Below are 19,790 nucleotides of genomic sequence, written 5' to 3' on the forward strand. Positions count from 1 at the left end.
TTAACCTCCTCAATTCAAATACTTTCTTAATCGTTTAAGAGATTGATGAAGCCTATTCTTAACGGTTCCTAATGGCTCATTTTCCATTTTTGCAATTTCGTTAAGTGAATATCCTCTCCAGTAAAGTAAATCAATTAATCTTTTTTGTGGTTGAGATAATTTATTCTTTGCCTCTTGGATCTCAGTATTATTTATTTTATCTTCAATCTCATTACTTGGATCTTCTAATTCAAACTGTTTGTCAGAATTAAGAGATTCAGTCCATATCCTATTAAGATTTTCTTTACTATCTTTACGGATATAATCTATACAAATATTTCGAGTGATAGTAAGTAACCAATTTACATATTCACCTTTAGAGGTATCATATGTACTTTTTGTCGTCCAAAGCCTCAAAAAAACTAGTTGAATAATTTCCTTCGTCTTTTCTTCATTCCTCTGAGTAAATTTAAAAACGAAACTATATATTAATTTAACATAACGTTCATATAGTTCTTCTAATGCAGGACGATGCTTTTTTTTGACTAAATTCATTAATTCATAATCACTTTTATCTTTCACTCGCTGCTACCCCTCCCCATGATTTATTTTCAAAAAGGTTTTTTACTTAAATTATATAATTGGAGGAGAAGAAAAGGAACAATCAACTAAGTTGATTGTTCCTTTATATGGAATGTTTATTTTAATTAAAGATAGTTTCAGTGTTCACAATATACCATACATCCTTAACTCCTTGTCCGTTCACATCTCCTTTTCCTTTATCATTAACGAAATAGTAAAGTGGGTAACCTTTATAGGTTACTTGCTTTTCTCCTGTATCTTTTCTTGTAATTGTTCCAAAATAAGCTTTATCAAAGCCTGATGGGACTTCAAATTCTTCCGCAGTAAATGGCGGCCAATTTTTTAAACATTCTCCACTACAATTACTTTTTTTAGATTTATCTTTCGTAAAATAATAAAGAGCCATTCCTTTTGAATCAGCTAAGTATTTTCCGGCTTTTTCGTTTTCTAATAATTGTAAAGTTGATGTATCCTGATTATTAGCGTTTTCATTACTAGAGGATTCTGTACTTGTTTGAGCACTTTCCTCTATTCCAATGTTACACGCAGCTAACAACAAGATTGTGGCGAAAGTTGATACGATAAACGACCATTTTCTCATCCTTATTCCTCCTCGAAAATTATTTACATTTAAGATAACGATCCTAGCTTTTAAAAGGTTTGAAAAAATTAAAATTTTTTCTTATTACTAAAATCACTTTTCAATCACAACATTATGTTGAACAGTATCAAATTAATCTTCTCCAACATCTTTTTTTAGTGAAAAATAGGTAGCTAAAATAGAGAAAGCCAAACCGAACCACTTGATTCGTTGGTATTATTCTCAATAATATTCGAACCGATCTGTTCATCTGTACGTTTACTTAGAACGAAGGCATAAAAATTCAGATATGATTACAAAAGGAGGGAATCAAAAATATGTGAGATATTTACAAAAACCCAAAGTTGTAAGCGGGAACTAAATTACGATCAGGGTGATAAAAGTAATCAATCGAAACCATCTACAAACAAGTGTAAACCGTAATAGAATAATAAATAAATACTTTGTATTGGGGTGCGAATTCTTGGTTAAATGAAGATGTTTTGTCTATGGTTAGTGATTACCGATGTCTTGTTTACCTGTTGTGCTTGCGTGGTGCTATGGAACTTATTCGCGTGTCTTTAAGATCTGTTATATAAAAAATTTTCCATCGAGGTGAAGAAATGTTTAAAAAAATGAAATTTAAAAGTGTATTGATTGCAGCTTTGATGTTTGTTGTTATTCTTCCGACTGCCATTTTTGCCTCATCTACTGAGCGCAAAAGCCCTGTGGCAGAGAAGAGCTTCGATGGCAGCATCACCAACAACTCCCTTGCCATAAGTCCCGATGAGCAGATTGCGATTGTTTCAGATAGTCGCAAACAATCCATCCGTATCTATGACCTTGCTAAAGGCACTTTACGTAAGGAAATTGATGGCTTTGTCACACCGAGGAACATCGTATTCGTTGATGGTGGCTCAGAGTTCGTCGTCTCGGACAGCACGCTAGGCACTTTGCGCTTCTACAGCGCAAAAAGCCTAACCTTAAAGGATGAAGTCGTGGTCGGTCCAGGTGCATTCGGTACCGCCGTCAGCCCTGATGAAAAGACGCTGTACGTGAACAATCAGGCACACAGTTCTGTAACCATCGTGGATCTTGAGAAACGCAAACCGACTGCGGTCATCACCGGTTTCGCCCAACCGCGCCAAGGTATTAAAGTCTCTCCGGATGGACGATATGTGTTTGTGACGAACTTTAAGGGAGATAAGGTGTCCGTAGTTGATACGGTCACTAAGAACATAGTACGTGAGATTACCGGTTTCTCTATGATTCGTGGAATCTCCGTGACTGCTGATGGTCGTACATTGTATGCCGCAAACAGCGATCGTGACAGCATTTCCGTGGTGGACACCTCTCTAGGACAAATCGTCAACGAGGTAAAAGTTGGACGTGAGCCATATGGTGCAGCCCTGTCGCCCGATGGTACCCTGCTTTTCGCAAGCAGCAAGGCGGACAATACTATCGATGTGATCAACGTCTCTGATAACCGTGTGATTAAGACAATCAGCGGTTTCACAGAACCCCGGCAAGCCATTGTCTTTAGCCGGGATGGAGAACGCGCTTACGTCCTTAATCGCGATCTCTCCATCGCCCGTGTGAATGTAAAAACCTTTTCCATCACCGATACGATCCGTGATGAGTCAAACAAATACAAGCTTCAAGTGTTAAAATCGGATGGAATCGGAAAATATTTAGCAGACGATCAAGGAATGACACTTTATTACTTCACAAAGGATGAGTCGGGAGTAAGTAATTGTAAAGATAAATGTCTTGAAATTTGGCCTCCATTTCATGCAGAAAATATAGTGGCTCCTAGTGGATTTAATAAAAGCGATTTTAGAACCATCACAAGAGAAGATGGACAGAAACAAACAACGTATAAAGGTCACCCTCTTTATTACTTTTTTAAAGATAAGCAAGTCGGTGATATAAATGGACAAGGCGTAAATAATGTCTGGTTTGTTTTGGGCAAAAAGATTTTTGAGAAATAAGCAATAGCTCCAAGTGACATAATCCGTATAAGCAAAAACGGTTCTGGTGCAAAAAGAATCATATAGCAAAATCAAAGTGAATATTAACTAATCATCAGGTACATTTTATTCGTAATTAATAATTTTACAATGAATTTTTATGATGAAAAGCAAATAGAGTGTTCAGTATTTACATTATATTTTTATTCATATTTTGACAAAATTCGAGGTTTGCACCAGAACCCATCAGCAAGCCTTATTTAACGCAAAGTTAATTGAGTATCAATAGATTAACTCTATTGGGATGAATTTAAAATATATACGATTCAAAAACCAGTTAAAATATGGAGTGTTTCTAATTTAAAAAAGTAAAAAAACAGCGGGGAGTCGCTAATAGATTAGGATTTGCCATATAAATTTCTTACTTACGTTTTCCAGGAAGACCATTATCTGCGAATGAAAAATATGATTAATGCTACTCTTATTAACAATGCAGAGGGAACTTGCTACATTCTTATATGTAATATTGCATATAAGAATGTGTTGATAAAAATGTAAACGCTTACTATAATGAAAACATAAAGATAAATCACATCTTAGCAACAACAAAAGAGGAGAAAATAATATGACAATCGCAATGACAATTTTAAAATTTGTAGGTGGAGCACTTCCATTAGTTCAAGAACTTTTAAAAGCATTTATGTAAGTTCACTATTTAGCAATTATTTATAAATAATTATCATACCTTAATACGAAAAAAAGGAAGGGGTTGATTTTTTGAAAATTAAGAAAAATACTAAAGGAATAAAATTCCTAACATGTTTATTAGTTAGTTTATGCACTATTAATTATTCATCTATTTCCTTCGCGGAAACACAAACAGGTAATTCAGCTGATGCAACAAAAAATGCTAGTGGCATTAATACTGGCATAGCAAATTTAAAGTATGATAGTAGAGATATTTTAGCAGTAAATGGTGATAAAGTAGAGAGTTTTGTTCCGAAAGAAAGTATAAATTCAAATGGTAAATTTGTAGTAGTTGAACGTGAGAAAAAATCACTTACAACTTCACCAGTCGATATTTCGATTATTGATTCTGTGGCTAATCGTACTTATCCAGGAGCAGTACAACTTGCAAATAAAGCTTTTGCAGATAATCAACCTAGTTTATTAGTGGCTAAGAGAAAACCTTTGAATATTAGTATAGACTTACCTGGCATGAGAAAAGAAAATACAATAACTGTCCAAAATCCAACATATAGTAATGTGTCTGGAGCAGTAGATGATTTAGTATCTACTTGGAATGAAAAGTATTCAAAAACACATACGTTACCTGCAAGAATGCAGTATACAGAATCTATGGTTTATAGTAAATCTCAAATAGCAAGTGCTCTTAATGTTAACGCTAAATATCTTGATAATGGGCTGAACATTGACTTTAATGCGATTGCAAATGGAGAGAAAAAAGTGATGGTTGCGGCATATAAGCAAATATTTTATACCGTAAGTGCAGAACTACCTAACAATCCATCAGATCTTTTTGATAATAGTGTTACTTTTGGTGAGTTAACTCGTAAAGGGGTAAGTAATACGGCTCCGCCTGTTATGGTGTCAAATGTAGCTTATGGCAGAACAATTTATGTGAAATTAGAAACAACATCTAAGAGCAAAGATGTACAAGCTGCCTTTAAAGCCTTAATTAAGAATAACAGCGTCGAAACGAGTGGACAGTACAAAGATATTTTTGAAGACAGTACTTTTACCGCTGTGGTATTAGGCGGAGATGCAAAAGAGCATAACAAGGTTGTTACAAAAGATTTTAATGAAATACGAAATATCATTAAAGATAATGCAGAATTAAGTCCTAAAAATCCAGCATACCCAATTTCATATACAAGCACTTTCTTAAAAGATAACGCAACTGCTGCTGTTCATAACAATACAGATTATATTGAGACTACAACTACAGAATATTCAAGTGCTAAAATGACGCTTGATCATTCTGGTGCATATGTTGCTCAATTTGATGTATCTTGGGATGAATTCTCATATGATCAAAATGGAAAAGAAGTACTAACACATAAAACTTGGGAAGGAAGCGGCAGAGACAAAACTGCTCATTTCTCTACAGTCATACCACTTCCACCGAATTCAAAAAATGTAAAAGTCGTAGCGAGAGAATGTACAGGTCTTGCATGGGAATGGTGGAGAACAATTATTAATGAACAAAATGTTCCATTAACAAACGAAATAAAGGTTTCAATTGGAGGAACAACATTATACCCAACTGCTAATATTAGTCATTAGGTAAAAGTGAAGCGCCCTGTTTACAGGGCGCTTCACGTTGTTGAAAAAAGATTATGTTAAGAAAATGCCGAATTTTTTTGGCATTTTCTTGATTTCTATTTGTTTTATAGAATGGTTTCTTCTATAATTTGATGTGTTAGGTGTAAACCAACTTGCTTAAGCGAGCGTAGTTTGGTCCACTTTTTTAAGTTTTGTATGATGGCGGTCATCAAAACTTGTACTTTAACCTTTTGAACTCCACGGTATCGTGCATAGCGCAAACCGTGGAGTTCTTTACTATGTGCGAAACTCAGTTCAACCGTAGACGGACGAACGGAACGGAGAATTTTTCCTCTTATTGATAAGCGCTGTTCTCTTAACTGATCGTAAATTTCTTGATGGATAGAAATTCGCAACACACGATCTTGGTTTTCTTTTTTCGCAAATGGACAGGATTGACAACTTCCTTTAGGTGGTCTGAATTCATGATAACCTTGACGATTCGTTGTTTTATAATAAAACGGTACACCGCAAGGACAGGCGTAGAGATCCTCGTTTACTTGTTTAAATTGATAACGACGGCACTTTGGATGATCCTTCGTTGTAAATCGACGATAAGACATGTAGACGAAGAAGCCACGTTGAAACAACCTTCGCGCGAGGGAAGCGTTGTAGTAGCCTGAATCAAGGGCGATTTCTTTCGCATACTTCCCCAATAATTGATTTAACCGTTCAACTTGTCCGATCAATTTACGATGCCCAGGCACATTCGCGGCGGTGACATCTGTGGCGATGATAAAGTTATGAAGCGAATCCACGATACGGTGCTCAAAATAGGCAAAGCGTCCGCGTTGATCGTGTTTGACGGACAAGCGAGCGTCAGAATCTACAGGGCTAATGTTTGTCTGTTTTTCTTCTATTTTTGAGCCTTTCGCTTGTAAAGGTTTCTTCCCATGACGCACACGGTGATCGTTAATCATCACTAAATCCTCATCTTTTTCTTCTATTACTTTTTCTTCCGCCAAGATTTCGCGTACACGCTTATTCGCATTCGCTTTTAATTCTGTTTCATCCGCCACCCATGTTTCGTTTGCGATAAACCCTTCTTGTTGAATCACACGAAGGCAATGCTGAAAAAGCTCCTCCCAAAACGTCGCATTTCGTAGACGTTGCGAGAGAAACTTAGAGATTGTTGAGTGATCTGGAATCTTCTCATTCGAGGAAATCCCTAAAAACCAACGATACGTCGCATTCTGTTTTACTTGATTACATGTAAAACGAACCGAGCGAAAGCCTTCCAAATACTGAATTAATAAGATTTTCACTAACATAATCGGATCTTTCGTTGGTCGACCGATACGATGTGGATAGAACACTTCCAATCGCCTTGTCACAAAATCCCAATCCATCACTTGATCCATCTTTACTAAATGATGCGAAGCATCATACATCATTTCATAGTACTTTCGATTTTCTTCAATTTCTTTCATGGAATATGTAACGTACATAAAAAATCTCCTCGCTTCATTTCATTCACGAGGAGATTTTATCGAAATTTTCAGGTTTTGTCTATTGACTAGATTGTTTTTCAACAGTATGAAGCGCCCTGTTTACAGGGCGCTTTTTTACTTGGTCACAAGTATATCGGCGCTTTTTCAAATATATCATACTCATCTAATTGGAGAGTCAACATACTATTTTAAGTAAAGAAAAAACGTCCAAAAAGGCGGTTTACTTTTATATTGGCCTGTTCCAAGTCAAACTGTTCACCGACTTTTAAACTCATTAAACTAACTTCGGGTTGCGCCGAATCGTTGCATTTAAAATACGCCCTTCTACTTCACGACTTTTGGCAAAGCGAACAAGGGCAAGTTTAGGTAATTTCATTTTGTTGCCTTCAATCGCAATATTTTCGTTATGGGGGGATTTTGATTCTTTAGGTTGATGGGCATGTGAGCTGTAACTATAATAAATCCACCTTGAATTGCAGATTTAATTTCAACATCTGTTACAACAATATCTATATTTCCCTCTGTTTTCATATGTTTTATTGCAACCTCAGTAGCTCTTTTTTTGTTGTATTTTTGTCATGAACTATGTATGTAGTAGATCCTATTGCTAAAATTATAATTATGTTTTTTATTTTATTTTGGATCATCTAATCCCCAACCCATGACCAAATAGTTTTGAGTTTTATTTATTGTGACATGGAATTTTCTATTTTTATCATTTTTAGTATGACCTTCGACATCAATAAAACCTGCACGCATCATGTGTTGAATTTCAACTTTAGTAACTGTTACATCAATATTTTCCTTTGTTTTCATATGTTTTATTGCAACTTCAGTTGCTATTTCTTTTGTTGTATTTCTGTCATGAATGATGTAGCTAGTAAATCCTACTATTAAAATTAAAATCGTTAAAATTATAATGTTTCTTTTTGGGGCTTTTGTCATCAGTTGCCCTCCTAAAAAATGTTATATAATTAATATAAATCATTTTTGGGGCGAGGAAAATAATGAGTAGTTCTGTTACAGATAAAAGTCTTGATTTTTTAGCAGAAGGTAGTTATAAAGTTGCATCATGTGCTATTTTATAATTTGTTTTAAAAATCCTTTCAAATCGAATTTCATAATCGGTGTTATATGGATATCACAAAGTTTATTGGTGATTTCATTTTCAATAATTAGAAAAAGCAACTAAATTTAGTTGCTTTTTTGTGTAGAGAAGAAAGCCACTTAACATAAATTTAAGACTCTTTCTCTTTTTTTAGTTTTCCTTTTTGCTTTGCCATCTCTCGCAGTAAATATTCGATATGTGCGTTGACGCTGCGAAATTCATCATTCGCCCATTTTTCGATGACTGCGTGCAATTCAGGATCAATACGTAATGGAAAGCTTTTCTTTTTGGCCATGATTACCTACAACCTTTAATAGAGACTTCCTGTATTAATAACCGGTTGTGCACCTTTATCTGAAACAATTGCAACTAATAAGTTGTTGACCATGTTTGCTTTACGCTCGTCATCTAAATCTAGCGTACCTTCTTCAGCTAACTTTTGGATAGAGTCTCTCGCAATTTGGACAGCACCTGCAACAATTTCTTTTCGGGCGGCTAAGACTGCTTTTGCTTGTTGACGCTGTAACATCGCATGGGCAATTTCTGTTGCGTATGCTAAATGTGTTAAGCGTGTTTCTAAAACTTCTACACCAGCAATTTCTAAGCGTGCTTCTAATTCACGTTTTAATTCCTCTGATATTTCTTCAGAATTTCCACGTAATGTTATGCAATTTTCATCTTGGAAATTGTCATACGGATATTTTGTTGCCACATGGCGAATTGCTGTTTCACTTTGAATTTCTACGAATTCATCATAGTGTTCAACGCCAAAGATTGCTTTTGCTGAGTCGACAACTTTATAGACAACAACGGCAGCAATTTCAATGGGGTTTCCATCGACATCGTTTACTTTTAATTTTTTACTATTAAAGTTCTCGACGCGAAGAGAAACAGTTTGACGAAATGCAAAAGGAATAGTTAAAAATAAGCCATTTTCACGGATTGTTCCTAAATAGCTACCGAAAAATGTAATCACTTTTGCTTGGTTTGGCTGAACAATTCCAATGCCAGTTCCAAGAATTCCAGCTAACGCAAGACAGGGTGCGGCTACTACGAACATTTCCTGTACAAGGAAAAATACGCCGATACCTGCTAAAACTAAAAGACCGATAACACCTAGAAAGCCATTTACGTAAAACACTTGTTTTTCTCTCATATGATCGCCTCCTTTTGATATAAAAATGATATCACTTTTATATCAAAAGGTGCAAGAGAAAAATACCTATTTTTCTAAAAATTTCAAAATAAAGGATATTTCTTGAGTGATGTTGTTTGGTTAATAACTGTAAGCGATGAAGAATCGATAAATTAAAAAAAGAAGATGCGCCGTAAAAGATTGGTAAAATCGTACTTTTAGAACACCTTTCATTTTATCCCGCTATTCGTGGGCAGTAAGACCATCATCTCAAGATTCAGAGAGAAATAAAGAAGATAGATGGGGAGATAAAATTCCTGTAAAAGCCCGATTGGTGAGGGCTAATTCTCAGTAGGGGATGAAGAAAACCCCCACTGAGAAAAGTTTCACTTTATCGTCCCTATAATTTAAAAAAGATAAATAAAAAAGAACGTTTGTTCTATTTTGTGGTAAAATAAAGAAGACTTAGCCGCCCACTGCAGCAACTAAGTCTCTTTGAGAGCATCATGCATCATGACAAATGATTCAAAGCGGTTTCGTCAAGAGAGCTTTTTCAATCTCTGACTCAATCTCTTTGTCAGAAGCGTCATAACTTCCTGTTGTTTCTTTCTTGTCGTGGTTGGAAGTATGAGTTGCTTCTTCTGTATTAACATGTCCTTTTTTATTTAAGTTCATGCTAGGCATTTTTAAATCGGTCATGTTCATATACTTTCCAAATTTACACGCTTCAACAATGGGACAGAAACGAACGATTCCCTCTGCAATTTTCATTGCACCAAGCCAAAGTAGTACTTTGAACCAAGTACACCATGGTTTACGTACAAGCTTAGCAGTGCTACAGCTCAGTACGACAAAACCGATTGTAATACGAATTAGGGCATTGATTGTGCCGATGTTTGGCTTCATCAAGAGAAAACACTCCTTCTTCATCAGCTTCGAAATAGAAAACACTATTTCAGTTGTTATTATTCCATGTAAGTTTCACGATATGTAATCCAACATTTGACGGTGAAAAAGATGTTGGATTGGACGTGTGTGTACGAGGTTTTTTTTGTTATAATGTAAGAATGCATAAAGAGGATGTTCAAAAAGTCCGGTAAGATAGCCGCCCTATTTCTTCGTTACATCGCCAGTCCGGTACTCATGTAGTTCCAGCTACACTCCGTATCCTCCTGGCTTCCGTGCCTCGAACTGCTCGGCTCTTTCTATCCTCCTTTTTGAACACGCACATAAAGGCGATTAGACAAAAGAAAGGGTGTTTTCATGTACGAGATTTCCGAATGGAAACATGTATTTAAGCTTGATCCGAATAAGGAGTTAAGCGATGAACAATTAGAAATGATTTGTGAATCTGGAACGGACGCCGTTATTGTAGGCGGTAGTGATGGAGTTACAATTGATAATGTATTACATCTGCTAGCAAGCATTCGTAGATATACAGTCCCTTGTGTACTGGAGGTTTCTGATCTTGAAGCTCTTACACCGGGATTTGATTTTTATTACATCCCAAGTGTGTTAAATAGCCAAAAAGTAGAATGGGTAACGGGACTTCATCATAAGGCATTAAAAGAATTTGGAGATATTATGAACTGGGATGAAATTTTCATGGAAGGATATTGTGTATTAAATCCGGAAGCGAAAGTAGCAAAGCTGACCGAAGCGAAGTGTGATTTAACAGAAGATGATGTAATTGCCTATGCACGTATGGCGGACAAGCTCCTTCATTTACCTATTTTTTATTTGGAATATAGTGGTATTTACGGGGACGCCCAGCTTGTTAAAAACGTAAAAGCAGAATTACAACAAGCTAAGCTGTATTATGGTGGCGGAATTTCAAGTGCAAAAGAAGCAAAAGAAATGGCACAGTATGCCGATACAGTTGTGGTTGGAAATGTAATTTATGATGATATGAAAGCAGCTTTACAAACTGTAAAAGCTGTAAAAGGATAGTAGGTGACGGGACAAATGAATACGACAAATAAATTATTAAATGGTTTAAATCCAGAGCAACAAAAGGCAGTGAGAACAACGGATGGCCCGCTTTTATTAATGGCAGGTGCTGGGAGTGGTAAGACGCGTGTACTAACGCATCGCATCGCTTACTTACTTGGTGAAAAAGGTGTGGCACCTTGGAATGTTTTAGCAATCACCTTCACAAACAAAGCGGCTCGTGAAATGCGTGAGCGTATTGATACGCTCGTTGGACCAGAAGCGGAAGATATTTGGATTTCTACGTTCCACTCGATGTGTGTGCGTATTTTACGTCGTGATATTGACCGTATTGGTATTAATCGTAATTTTACAATTCTAGATGCAAGCGATCAACTTACTGTTGTAAAAAAAATTATGAAAGAACGTAATATCGATCCAAAGAAATTTGATCCACGTTCTGTTCTTTCAGGTATTAGCAATGCAAAAAATGAATTGTTATCCGCTGACAAATATGCAAAACAGATAACAAATGCCGATCCATTTGAAAAATTAATCAGTGATGTGTATACAGAATATCAAAAACGTCTGTTAAAAAATAATTCATTAGATTTTGATGATTTGATTATGACGACGATTCATTTATTTGAGCGTATTCCAGAAGTGCTGGAGTTTTATCAACGTAAGTTCCAATATATTCACGTGGATGAGTACCAAGATACGAACAGAGCACAATATATTCTCGTAAATAAATTGGCGTCTCGCTTTAAAAATCTTTGCGTTGTTGGTGATTCCGATCAGTCAATTTATCGCTGGCGCGGAGCGGATATTGCTAACATCTTGTCATTTGAGAAGGATTATGACAATGCGCAGGTCATTTTGTTAGAACAAAACTACCGCTCATCGCAAAATATTTTAAATGCAGCGAACGCTGTAATTGAAAATAATTCAAATCGCAAGCCGAAGAAATTATGGACGGATAATCAAGTTGGAAGTAAAATTTCGTATTATCGTGCTGCAACTGAAAAGGATGAAGCCTATTTTGTTGCGAAAAAAATTCGTGATGAAATTCAGATGGGAAATCGAAAGTATACAGATTTTGCGGTGCTTTACCGTACAAATGCTCAGTCTCGTATGGTCGAGGAAATTTTCTTAAAGTCCAACATTCCATATAAAATTATTGGCGGGATTAAGTTCTACGACCGTAAAGAGATTAAAGATATTTTGGCATACTTACGTTTAATTGCGAATCCGGACGATGAACTTAGTTTTGCACGTATTATTAACATGCCGAAGCGCGGAATCGGTGCCACGTCTATCGATAAAATTATTAACTACGGCGTACAAAATGGACTTTCATTAACAGCTGTAATGGATGAAATCGAACATGTCGGTGTAAGTGCAAAAATCACGAAAGCTGTAAAGGAATTTGCGAGTCAATTATACAATTGGGTCAATATGCAAGAATATTTATCCGTTACCGAGCTTGTAAAAGAAGTAATTGAGAAAACCGGTTACCGTGAGATGCTACACAATGAGCGTTCTTTAGAAGCAGAAGGACGTCTTGAAAACTTAGAAGAGTTTTTATCTGTTACGCAAACGTTTGAATCACAGAGTGAAGATAAGAGTCTTGTTGCGTTCTTAACAGATTTAGCGCTTGTTGCGGATATCGATCGCGTGGATGAAGATCCAACTGCTGGAGAAGAAGTCATTTTAATGACGATGCACTCCGCAAAAGGGTTAGAATTCCCGGTTGTCTTTATTGTTGGATTAGAAGAAGGAGTCTTCCCACATACTCGTTCTCTTATGGAAGAAGATGAAATGCAAGAGGAACGTCGCCTTGCGTATGTCGGGATTACACGTGCGGAAGAAGAGTTGTACTTATCAAATGCCCAAATGCGTACTTTATTTGGTAGAACAAACATGAATGCAACGTCTCGTTTTATTTCAGAAATTCCTGCAGAATTAATTGAATCTCTTAATGAGACAAAACCGAAGCGTGAAACATTCGGTGCAAAAGCAAGAACCGCGGCAACGACAACTCGTTCTCGTTCGGCGATTGTACATCCAACTGTTAAAACAACAGGAGGAGAGCAGATTGGCTGGGCTGTCGGTGATAAAGCGTCCCATCAAAAGTGGGGAGTTGGTACGGTTGTAAGTGTAAAAGGTGAAGGCGATGCAAAAGAGTTAGATATTGCATTCCCAAGTCCGATTGGAATAAAACGCTTATTAGCAAAATTTGCACCTGTGACGAAACAATAGGAAAGGAATGAGGATATGTCAAAAGAAGCAGCGAAGCAGCGCATAGAAGAACTTCATGATATTTTGAATACATTCAATTACGAATATCACGTACTAGACAATCCTTCTGTTTCTGATGCAGAATATGATCACCACATGCAGGAGCTCATTAAGCTAGAAGCAGAAAACCCAGAATTTTTAACAGAAGACTCTCCCTCCATCCGTGTTGGGGGAGAGGTGCTTGATATATTTGAAAAAGTAATGCATCAATCACCGATGTTAAGCTTAGGAAATGCCTTTAATGAAGGGGATTTACGCGACTTTGATCGCAGAGTACGTCAAGGAATTGATGGTTCAAATGTAAGATATATATGCGAACTAAAAATTGACGGTCTTGCTGTTTCCCTTCATTATGAAAAAGGACGCTTCGTGCAGGGGGCAACACGCGGTGATGGTGTAACCGGCGAAGATATTACACAAAACTTAAAAACGATTAAAGCAATTCCACTTCGTTTGAAAGAAGAAGTAACATTAGAAGCACGCGGTGAGGCGTATATGCCAAAACGTTCGTTTGTAAAGTTAAATGAAGAGAAAGAGCAAAATGGTGAAGCTGTATTTGCAAACCCGCGTAACGCAGCGGCCGGATCACTGCGTCAGCTTGATCCAAAAATTGCGGCAAAGCGTAATTTATCTATGTTTGTATACGGCCTTGCTGATGTGAAAGAAAAAACGATTGCAGCTCATAGTGAAGCATTGAATTTGTTAGGAGAACTTGGATTCAAAACAAATCCAAATCGTCGCACATGTGAAACGATTGAAGATGTGATTGCTTATGTAGAAGAGTGGCAAGAAAAACGTCCAAATCTTGATTATGAGATTGATGGTATTGTAATTAAAGTAGATGATGTAGCTCTTCAGGAAAGTTTAGGAACAACCGCAAAAAGTCCGCGCTGGGCAATTGCGTATAAGTTTCCAGCGGAAGAAGTAGTAACGCAGTTAACGGGCATTGAACTAAGCGTGGGACGTACAGGTGTTGTGACGCCAACTGCTGAATTAGAGCCAGTGCGAGTAGCGGGAACGATTGTCCGTCGTGCATCTCTACATAATGAAGACTTAATTCGTGAAAAAGACATTCGAATTGGTGACTACGTTGTTGTGAAAAAAGCTGGAGACATTATTCCAGAGGTAGTTAACGTAATTTTTGATAAGCGTACGGGTGAAGAAGAAGAATTTCATATGCCAACGCATTGTCCAACATGTGAGAGTGAGCTTGTTCGTTTAGAAGAAGAAGTAGCGCTGCGCTGTATTAATCCAGCTTGTCCAGCACAAATTCGTGAAGGACTGATTCATTTCGTATCACGAAATGCAATGAATATTGATGGATTAGGTGAACGTGTTATTACACAGCTGTTTGATGCTGATTATATTCGTACATTTGCAGATCTTTATCCGTTAACCGAAGAACAGTTGTTACAATTAGAACGTTTTGGCGAGAGGTCAGCTTCGAAATTAGTGCAAGCGATTGAAGCTTCTAAGGAAAATTCATTAGAGCGACTATTGTTTGGGCTTGGCATTCGTCATGTTGGAGCAAAAGCTGCGCGCACATTAGCGGAGCATTTTGAAACGATGGATCATCTCGTAAAAGCAACAGAAGAAGAATTAAAAGCAATTAATGAAATTGGTGAAAAGATGGCACAATCGATTGTCACGTACTTTGATAACGAGGACGTACTAGGATTGTTACAACAATTTAAAGAATATGGCGTTAACATGACTTATAAAGGTATGAAACGTGCTGATCTACAAAATATTGCATCGTACTTTGCTGGCAAAACGATTGTTTTGACAGGAAAACTTGAAGTAATGGGACGTAGTGAAGCAAAGAAGAAGATTGAAGAATTAGGTGGAAAAGTAACAGGAAGTGTAAGTAAAAGTACAGATTTAGTCGTTGCTGGTGAAGCAGCAGGATCAAAACTGGCGCAAGCAGAGAAGCATAACGTTGAGGTTTGGAATGAAGAGAGGTTCTTACAAGAGCTGAATAAGTAAGAGGTGCAAACTTACCATGAAAAAAATAGCATTAGCGGTATTGAGTCTGGGACTACTCGTAAGTGGATGTAGCATAGGCATAAAAAAAGAAGAAAAAGTTGTCGAGAAATCTGGTAACTCAAAAGAGCAAGCAATTGTTCCGAAGTACGCCATTTCTGATGAGTATTACAAAACGACGGTGCCATTCGAAAAAGGTTCTGCTCGTGGTTTAGTTGTACAAGGATTAAATAGTCGCTTAGATATTGACGAGTTTGAAACAGGATTAATGCGTATTGCAAAAGAAACGTTCAATACGAAAGATTATTTATTCCAAGGTGGTCAATTTTTAGATAAAGAAACGGTTCAAATGCTTGTGAAGAGAAAACGAACAGAACAAGAACAAGCAGAGTTAGACGAGTCGTTGAAAAAACAAACTGGCGCCCAAAAGGTTCCAAATATTGGACTGAATCCAATGTTAGAACAAGGACCTCCAGAAACATTAGAAGTGAGAAATAAAAAATCCCCAATTTATCTTTCTAATATTTTAGAGCACGATTATTATGCTCGAACAGGCGATAAGGAAGTTGAATTGGGTGGGGTTGTTATTGGTCTTGCGATGAATTCGGTTCATTATTTTAATGAGCAACATGGATACCCTCGTGAAGAAAAAATTGATCCAGCAAAGCTGTTGGAAGAAGGTAAGCGCATGGCGCAAGAAATTTTACCTATTTTACAACAGAAAGATTCAAGGCTTAAAAATGTTCCAATTACATTTGCTATTTACAGTCAAGAAGGGAAATCATCGCTCGTGCCAGGATCATTTGTATCATATGCTCAAGTAGATAAAGGCAGTGATAAAATAGGAAATTGGAAAGCAATTGATGAAAAGTATTACTTATTCCCATCTCAAGCAGGACTAGAAAATCAGCGTGAAGATTATACAACTATTCAAAACTTCACGGCAAAGCTGAGTGAGTATTTTAAAGGTGATTACACAGCTGTTGTTGGTAGAGGATTTTACAAAGATGGTCAATTAAAAGAGATGAAGATTGAAATCCCTGTTCAATTTAATGGGAAAGCAGAAGTAATTGGGTTTACGCAGTATGTAGCTGGACTTGTTATGGAATATTTCCCGAACTATATTAAGGCGCAAGTAACGATTAAATCTGTCGATCGTCCAGAAGCGGTTATTATTCGTGATGTGAAGCAGGATGAACCGTTTGTGAAAATTTTAGATTAAGAATAAAATGAAACTTGGATCAGTGGGGTTTTCATCCCCACTGATCATTAGCCCGCAAATAGCGGGATAAAAAAAGCTGTTCCTTTAAGGAACAGCTTTTTTTATTTTGAAATTTTGTTATAATTTCTAATGTTATGAACAAAAAAGGTGAGGGGAAAAGGTATGGATGAATTAAGTTTACAGGTTATTGTATTGCTGGTTGCTTTTGGTTTTTTAGCTGCATTTATCGATTCGGTTGTTGGAGGAGGAGGGTTAATTTCCCTTCCGGCACTTATGTTTGTAGGTTTGCCACCAGCTTCGGCAATTGCGACAAATAAGTTAGCTGCAACGATGGGCACATTTACAAGTACGATTTATTTTATTCGTTCGAAAAAGGTTGATTTTCGTATAGTGGGAAAGTTAATCCCGTTAACCATTATTGGAGCAATTGCAGGAGCATTAGTGGTGAAATTTATTCCGCCAGATATTTTACGTCCGCTTGTACTAGTCATGCTTGTTTTCATTGCCATTTATATTATTGTAAAAAAAGATTGGGGTAGTGTTTCCAACTATAAAAAGATGACAAAAGGAAAAGCATTAATATTTTACTTCGTTATTTTAATTGTCGGATTTTATGATGGGTTTTTCGGCCCAGGGACAGGATCCTTTTTAATTTTTGCATTTCTATTAATTGGTTTGGATTTTATTCGAGCCGCTGCATCTGGAAAAGTTTTGAATTTTGTTAGTAATATTGTATCTTTAATTACATTTTTATTTTTAGACGTTATTCATTTTGAATACGGCATTATTATGGGGTTATCTATGATTGCAGGAGCTTATTTAGGTTCAAGATTTGCTGTGCAAAAAGGGGTAGGATATGTTCGTACTTTATTTTTATGGGTGACAATTTTACTAATTGGAAAAAATATTTTGGAATATGTTCATATTTTATAAGCTTCATACATACGTATGAAGCTCTTTTTTTTGTTATATTTTAAAAATTTATTAATTTTTAAAATATAAGTCTAGGAATATTTGAATTAATCTAAATTATCGTGTAGAATAATATTGTAAAATGTAAACGTTTTTTTTAAGGGGAGGCTAAAAGTAATGGTAGTAGCATACAAACATGAGCCATTTACAGATTTCACAGTAGAGGCAAACAAAGTGGCATTTGAAGAAGGTTTAAAGACGGTAGAATCTTATCTTGGACAAGACTATCCATTAATTATCGGGGGAGAAAAAATCACTACAGACGATAAAATCGTTTCTGTGAACCCTGCAAATAAAGAAGAAGTCGTTGGCCGTGTTTCAAAAGCAAGCCGTGAATTAGCAGAAAAAGCGATGCAAGTGGCGGATGAAACATTCCAAACTTGGAGAAAATCAAAACCAGAAATGCGTGCAGACATTTTATTCCGCGCTGCAGCAATCGTTCGTCGTAGAAAACATGAGTTTTCTGCTATTCTTGTAAAAGAAGCAGGTAAACCATGGAATGAAGCAGATGCTGATACAGCAGAAGCAATCGACTTTATGGAATATTATGGTCGTCAAATGTTAAAATTGAAAGACGGTATTCCAGTAGAAAGCCGTCCAATTGAATATAACCGTTTCTCTTACATTCCATTAGGAGTAGGTGTTATCATTTCTCCTTGGAACTTCCCATTTGCAATTATGGCAGGTATGACAACAGCTGCAGTAGTTTCTGGTAATACAGTATTACTGAAGCCAGCTAGTACAACACCTGTAGTAGCTGCGAAATTTATGGAAGTATTAGAAGAAGCAGGATTACCTGCAGGCGTAGTAAACTTTATTCCTGGTAGCGGTTCTGAAGTTGGTGACTACTTAGTAGACCACCCACGTACACGCTTCGTGAGCTTCACTGGATCAAGAGAAGTAGGTATTCGTATTTACGAACGTGCAGCAAAAGTACAACCAGGTCAAATTTGGTTAAAACGTGTTATCGCTGAAATGGGCGGTAAAGATACAATCGTTGTTGATAAAGAAGCTGATCTTGAATTAGCAGCAAAATCTATCGTTGCATCTGCATTCGGATTCTCAGGACAAAAATGTTCTGCTTGCTCTCGTGCAGTAATCCATGAAGATGTATATGATCATGTATTAAATCGTGCTGTTGAATTAACAAAAGAATTAACAGTAGGAAACCCAGCTGAACTAGGCTTAAACATGGGACCAGTTAACGACCAAGCAGCATTTGATAAAGTAATGAGCTATGTTGCAATTGGTAAAGAAGAAGGTAAAATTGTAGCAGGTGGCGAAGGTGATGATTCTAAAGGTTGGTTCATTCAACCAACAATCGTTGCTGATGTTGCAGAAGATGCTCGCTTAATGAAAGAAGAAATCTTCGGACCAGTAGTCGCATTCTGCAAAGCAAAAGACTTTGATCATGCGCTTGCAATTGCAAACAATACAGAATACGGTTTAACAGGAGCTGTTGTTTCTAATAACCGTGAACATATCGAAAAAGCACGTGAAGACTTCCACGTTGGTAACTTATACTTCAACCGTGGATGCACAGGTGCAATCGTAGGTTACCAACCATTCGGTGGCTTTAACATGTCTGGTACAGACTCTAAAGCAGGTGGACCTGATTACCTAGCACTACACATGCAAGCAAAAACTACTTCTGAAACACTGTAAGAAGTATAAGAAAGGCCTTCTCAGTAATGGAGAAGGTCTTTTCTTATACATATATAAATACAAAATAAAAAACCGACATAAAACCCTTCTTTTTAGGTGGGAGAGAGCATCCGTTCATGCATAGAAGCGGTCAGATCCTTTTCCAGCCCAGACATAGTGAAAACAAAGAGAGAAAACGAGTGCAGGTCACCTTTTGTTATCCATAGCCGTGGCTTATATGTCGAAAACTCAAAATGGATTTATATAGAAACAAAAGTCGTCAGAAAATTATTTCTGCTCGTCATATTTTTTAGTATGAATTTTACAAATTTCCTGTATAATACAATTTGAAAGAAAATCTATGGTTTGACAAAAAGGCACCACCATCAGTTTTGCTCACTGATGGTGGTGTGTTTTTTTATAACAAATTTTCCCTTTAAATCACTTGTAACATATTATGGAAAATGCTACAATTTACTTCGTAAAGTTCTGAAAAAACAGTTAATCATCGCGCGGTACTAAATAATATACGGTACTGAATAATAAAAGCTATATAAGTTTTTTAGAAGAGTCTTTTAAAGTGTTTTT

15 protein-coding genes and 2 pseudogenes are annotated in these 19,790 nt (G+C 36.7%); 9 read left to right on the plus strand and 8 right to left on the minus strand.

What is annotated here, in order from left to right:
* Positions 1-9: 9 nt before the first annotated feature.
* Together QRE67_RS01880 and QRE67_RS01885 are read right to left on the minus strand one after the other, a co-directional pair.
* The gene (locus tag QRE67_RS01880; RefSeq protein ID WP_286123284.1) at positions 10-561 is read right to left on the minus strand and encodes an RNA polymerase sigma factor; all 552 of its coding nucleotides are present in this window, start codon (positions 559-561) and stop codon (positions 10-12) included.
* A gap of 121 nt (positions 562-682) precedes the next feature.
* Positions 683-1,162: a COG4315 family predicted lipoprotein gene (locus QRE67_RS01885; protein ID WP_286123285.1), complete on the minus strand. Its 480-nt coding sequence runs from the start codon at positions 1,160-1,162 to the stop codon at positions 683-685.
* Between the two features lie 602 nt (positions 1,163-1,764).
* On the opposite strand from QRE67_RS01885, the gene QRE67_RS01890 reads away from it, so the two are divergent.
* From QRE67_RS01890 to QRE67_RS01895, 3 genes and pseudogenes are all read left to right on the plus strand, one after another.
* Entirely contained in the window at positions 1,765-3,132 is a 1,368-nt protein-coding gene (locus QRE67_RS01890; RefSeq protein WP_286123286.1) for a beta-propeller fold lactonase family protein, read from the plus strand.
* Positions 3,133-3,479: 347 nt separating this feature from the next.
* A pseudogene (locus QRE67_RS28810) lies at positions 3,480-3,575 on the plus strand (DUF4158 domain-containing protein); the annotation flags it as partial.
* Positions 3,576-3,888: 313 nt separating this feature from the next.
* On the plus strand, positions 3,889-5,418 hold the full coding sequence (locus QRE67_RS01895) for a thiol-activated cytolysin family protein (protein WP_286123287.1): 1,530 nt from the start codon (positions 3,889-3,891) through the stop codon (positions 5,416-5,418).
* Positions 5,419-5,522: 104 nt separating this feature from the next.
* On the opposite strand, the gene QRE67_RS01900 is transcribed toward QRE67_RS01895, so the two are convergent.
* The 6 genes and pseudogenes from QRE67_RS01900 to QRE67_RS01925 all read right to left on the minus strand — a co-directional run bounded on the left by QRE67_RS01900 (position 5,523) and on the right by QRE67_RS01925 (position 10,057).
* Entirely contained in the window at positions 5,523-6,905 is a 1,383-nt protein-coding gene (locus QRE67_RS01900) for an IS1182 family transposase (RefSeq protein ID WP_286120780.1), read from the minus strand.
* 289 nt (positions 6,906-7,194) lie between these two features.
* Positions 7,195-7,314: pseudogene (locus tag QRE67_RS01905) on the minus strand (IS200/IS605 family element RNA-guided endonuclease TnpB); the annotation flags it as partial.
* A gap of 227 nt (positions 7,315-7,541) precedes the next feature.
* Positions 7,542-7,853, minus strand: a complete 312-nt coding sequence (locus QRE67_RS01910; RefSeq protein WP_286123288.1) for a hypothetical protein — start codon at positions 7,851-7,853, stop codon at positions 7,542-7,544.
* 293 nt (positions 7,854-8,146) lie between these two features.
* Positions 8,147-8,311 (minus strand): type II toxin-antitoxin system antitoxin, encoded by a 165-nt coding sequence (locus tag QRE67_RS01915; protein ID WP_003194620.1) that lies wholly within the window; start codon positions 8,309-8,311, stop codon positions 8,147-8,149.
* Positions 8,312-8,326: 15 nt separating this feature from the next.
* Entirely contained in the window at positions 8,327-9,172 is an 846-nt protein-coding gene (locus QRE67_RS01920; RefSeq protein WP_286123289.1) for an SPFH domain-containing protein, read from the minus strand.
* Positions 9,173-9,676: 504 nt separating this feature from the next.
* Complete coding sequence (locus QRE67_RS01925) at positions 9,677-10,057, minus strand: YgaP family membrane protein (RefSeq protein WP_286125169.1); 381 nt, start codon at positions 10,055-10,057, stop codon at positions 9,677-9,679.
* A gap of 357 nt (positions 10,058-10,414) precedes the next feature.
* Here QRE67_RS01925 and pcrB point away from each other — a divergent pair, with 357 nt between their 5' ends.
* The 6 genes from pcrB (at position 10,415) to pruA (ending at position 19,223) form a co-directional block, all read left to right on the plus strand.
* A complete protein-coding gene (gene pcrB / locus QRE67_RS01930; protein ID WP_286123290.1) occupies positions 10,415-11,101 on the plus strand; it encodes a heptaprenylglyceryl phosphate synthase in 687 nt (228 codons plus the stop codon).
* Between the two features lie 15 nt (positions 11,102-11,116).
* Positions 11,117-13,342, plus strand: a complete 2,226-nt coding sequence (pcrA, locus tag QRE67_RS01935; protein WP_286123291.1) for a DNA helicase PcrA — start codon at positions 11,117-11,119, stop codon at positions 13,340-13,342.
* A gap of 15 nt (positions 13,343-13,357) precedes the next feature.
* Complete coding sequence (gene ligA, locus QRE67_RS01940; protein WP_286123292.1) at positions 13,358-15,367, plus strand: NAD-dependent DNA ligase LigA; 2,010 nt, start codon at positions 13,358-13,360, stop codon at positions 15,365-15,367.
* 16 nt (positions 15,368-15,383) lie between these two features.
* Positions 15,384-16,586 carry a CamS family sex pheromone protein gene (locus QRE67_RS01945; protein ID WP_286123293.1) on the plus strand — a complete coding sequence of 401 codons (1,203 nt, stop codon included), beginning with the start codon at positions 15,384-15,386 and terminating at the stop codon, positions 16,584-16,586.
* Positions 16,587-16,748: 162 nt separating this feature from the next.
* Entirely contained in the window at positions 16,749-17,519 is a 771-nt protein-coding gene (locus tag QRE67_RS01950; RefSeq protein WP_286123295.1) for a TSUP family transporter, read from the plus strand.
* Between the two features lie 156 nt (positions 17,520-17,675).
* A complete protein-coding gene (gene pruA, locus QRE67_RS01955; RefSeq protein ID WP_286123296.1) occupies positions 17,676-19,223 on the plus strand; it encodes an L-glutamate gamma-semialdehyde dehydrogenase in 1,548 nt (515 codons plus the stop codon).
* Positions 19,224-19,790: the final 567 nt, after the last annotated feature.

Source organism: Bacillus sp. DX3.1, from assembly GCF_030292155.1.
Classification (GTDB): Bacteria; Bacillota; Bacilli; order Bacillales; family Bacillaceae_G; genus Bacillus_A.

What these genes read in the sequence shown, in the direction of transcription:
- QRE67_RS01885 (WP_286123285.1), bottom strand. Translation starts at nt 1,162, where the DNA reads ATGAGAAAATGGTCGTTTATCGTATCAACTTTCGCCACAATCTTGTTG.
- QRE67_RS01890 (WP_286123286.1), top strand. Translation starts at nt 1,765, where the DNA reads ATGTTTAAAAAAATGAAATTTAAAAGTGTATTGATTGCAGCTTTGATG.
- QRE67_RS01900 (WP_286120780.1), bottom strand. Translation starts at nt 6,905, where the DNA reads ATGTACGTTACATATTCCATGAAAGAAATTGAAGAAAATCGAAAGTAC.
- QRE67_RS01910 (WP_286123288.1), bottom strand. Translation starts at nt 7,853, where the DNA reads ATGACAAAAGCCCCAAAAAGAAACATTATAATTTTAACGATTTTAATT.
- QRE67_RS01915 (WP_003194620.1), bottom strand. Translation starts at nt 8,311, where the DNA reads ATGGCCAAAAAGAAAAGCTTTCCATTACGTATTGATCCTGAATTGCAC.
- QRE67_RS01920 (WP_286123289.1), bottom strand. Translation starts at nt 9,172, where the DNA reads ATGAGAGAAAAACAAGTGTTTTACGTAAATGGCTTTCTAGGTGTTATC.
- QRE67_RS01925 (WP_286125169.1), bottom strand. Translation starts at nt 10,057, where the DNA reads ATGAAGCCAAACATCGGCACAATCAATGCCCTAATTCGTATTACAATC.
- pcrB (WP_286123290.1), top strand. Translation starts at nt 10,415, where the DNA reads ATGTACGAGATTTCCGAATGGAAACATGTATTTAAGCTTGATCCGAAT.
- pcrA (WP_286123291.1), top strand. Translation starts at nt 11,117, where the DNA reads ATGAATACGACAAATAAATTATTAAATGGTTTAAATCCAGAGCAACAA.
- ligA (WP_286123292.1), top strand. Translation starts at nt 13,358, where the DNA reads ATGTCAAAAGAAGCAGCGAAGCAGCGCATAGAAGAACTTCATGATATT.
- QRE67_RS01945 (WP_286123293.1), top strand. Translation starts at nt 15,384, where the DNA reads ATGAAAAAAATAGCATTAGCGGTATTGAGTCTGGGACTACTCGTAAGT.
- QRE67_RS01950 (WP_286123295.1), top strand. Translation starts at nt 16,749, where the DNA reads ATGGATGAATTAAGTTTACAGGTTATTGTATTGCTGGTTGCTTTTGGT.
- pruA (WP_286123296.1), top strand. Translation starts at nt 17,676, where the DNA reads ATGGTAGTAGCATACAAACATGAGCCATTTACAGATTTCACAGTAGAG.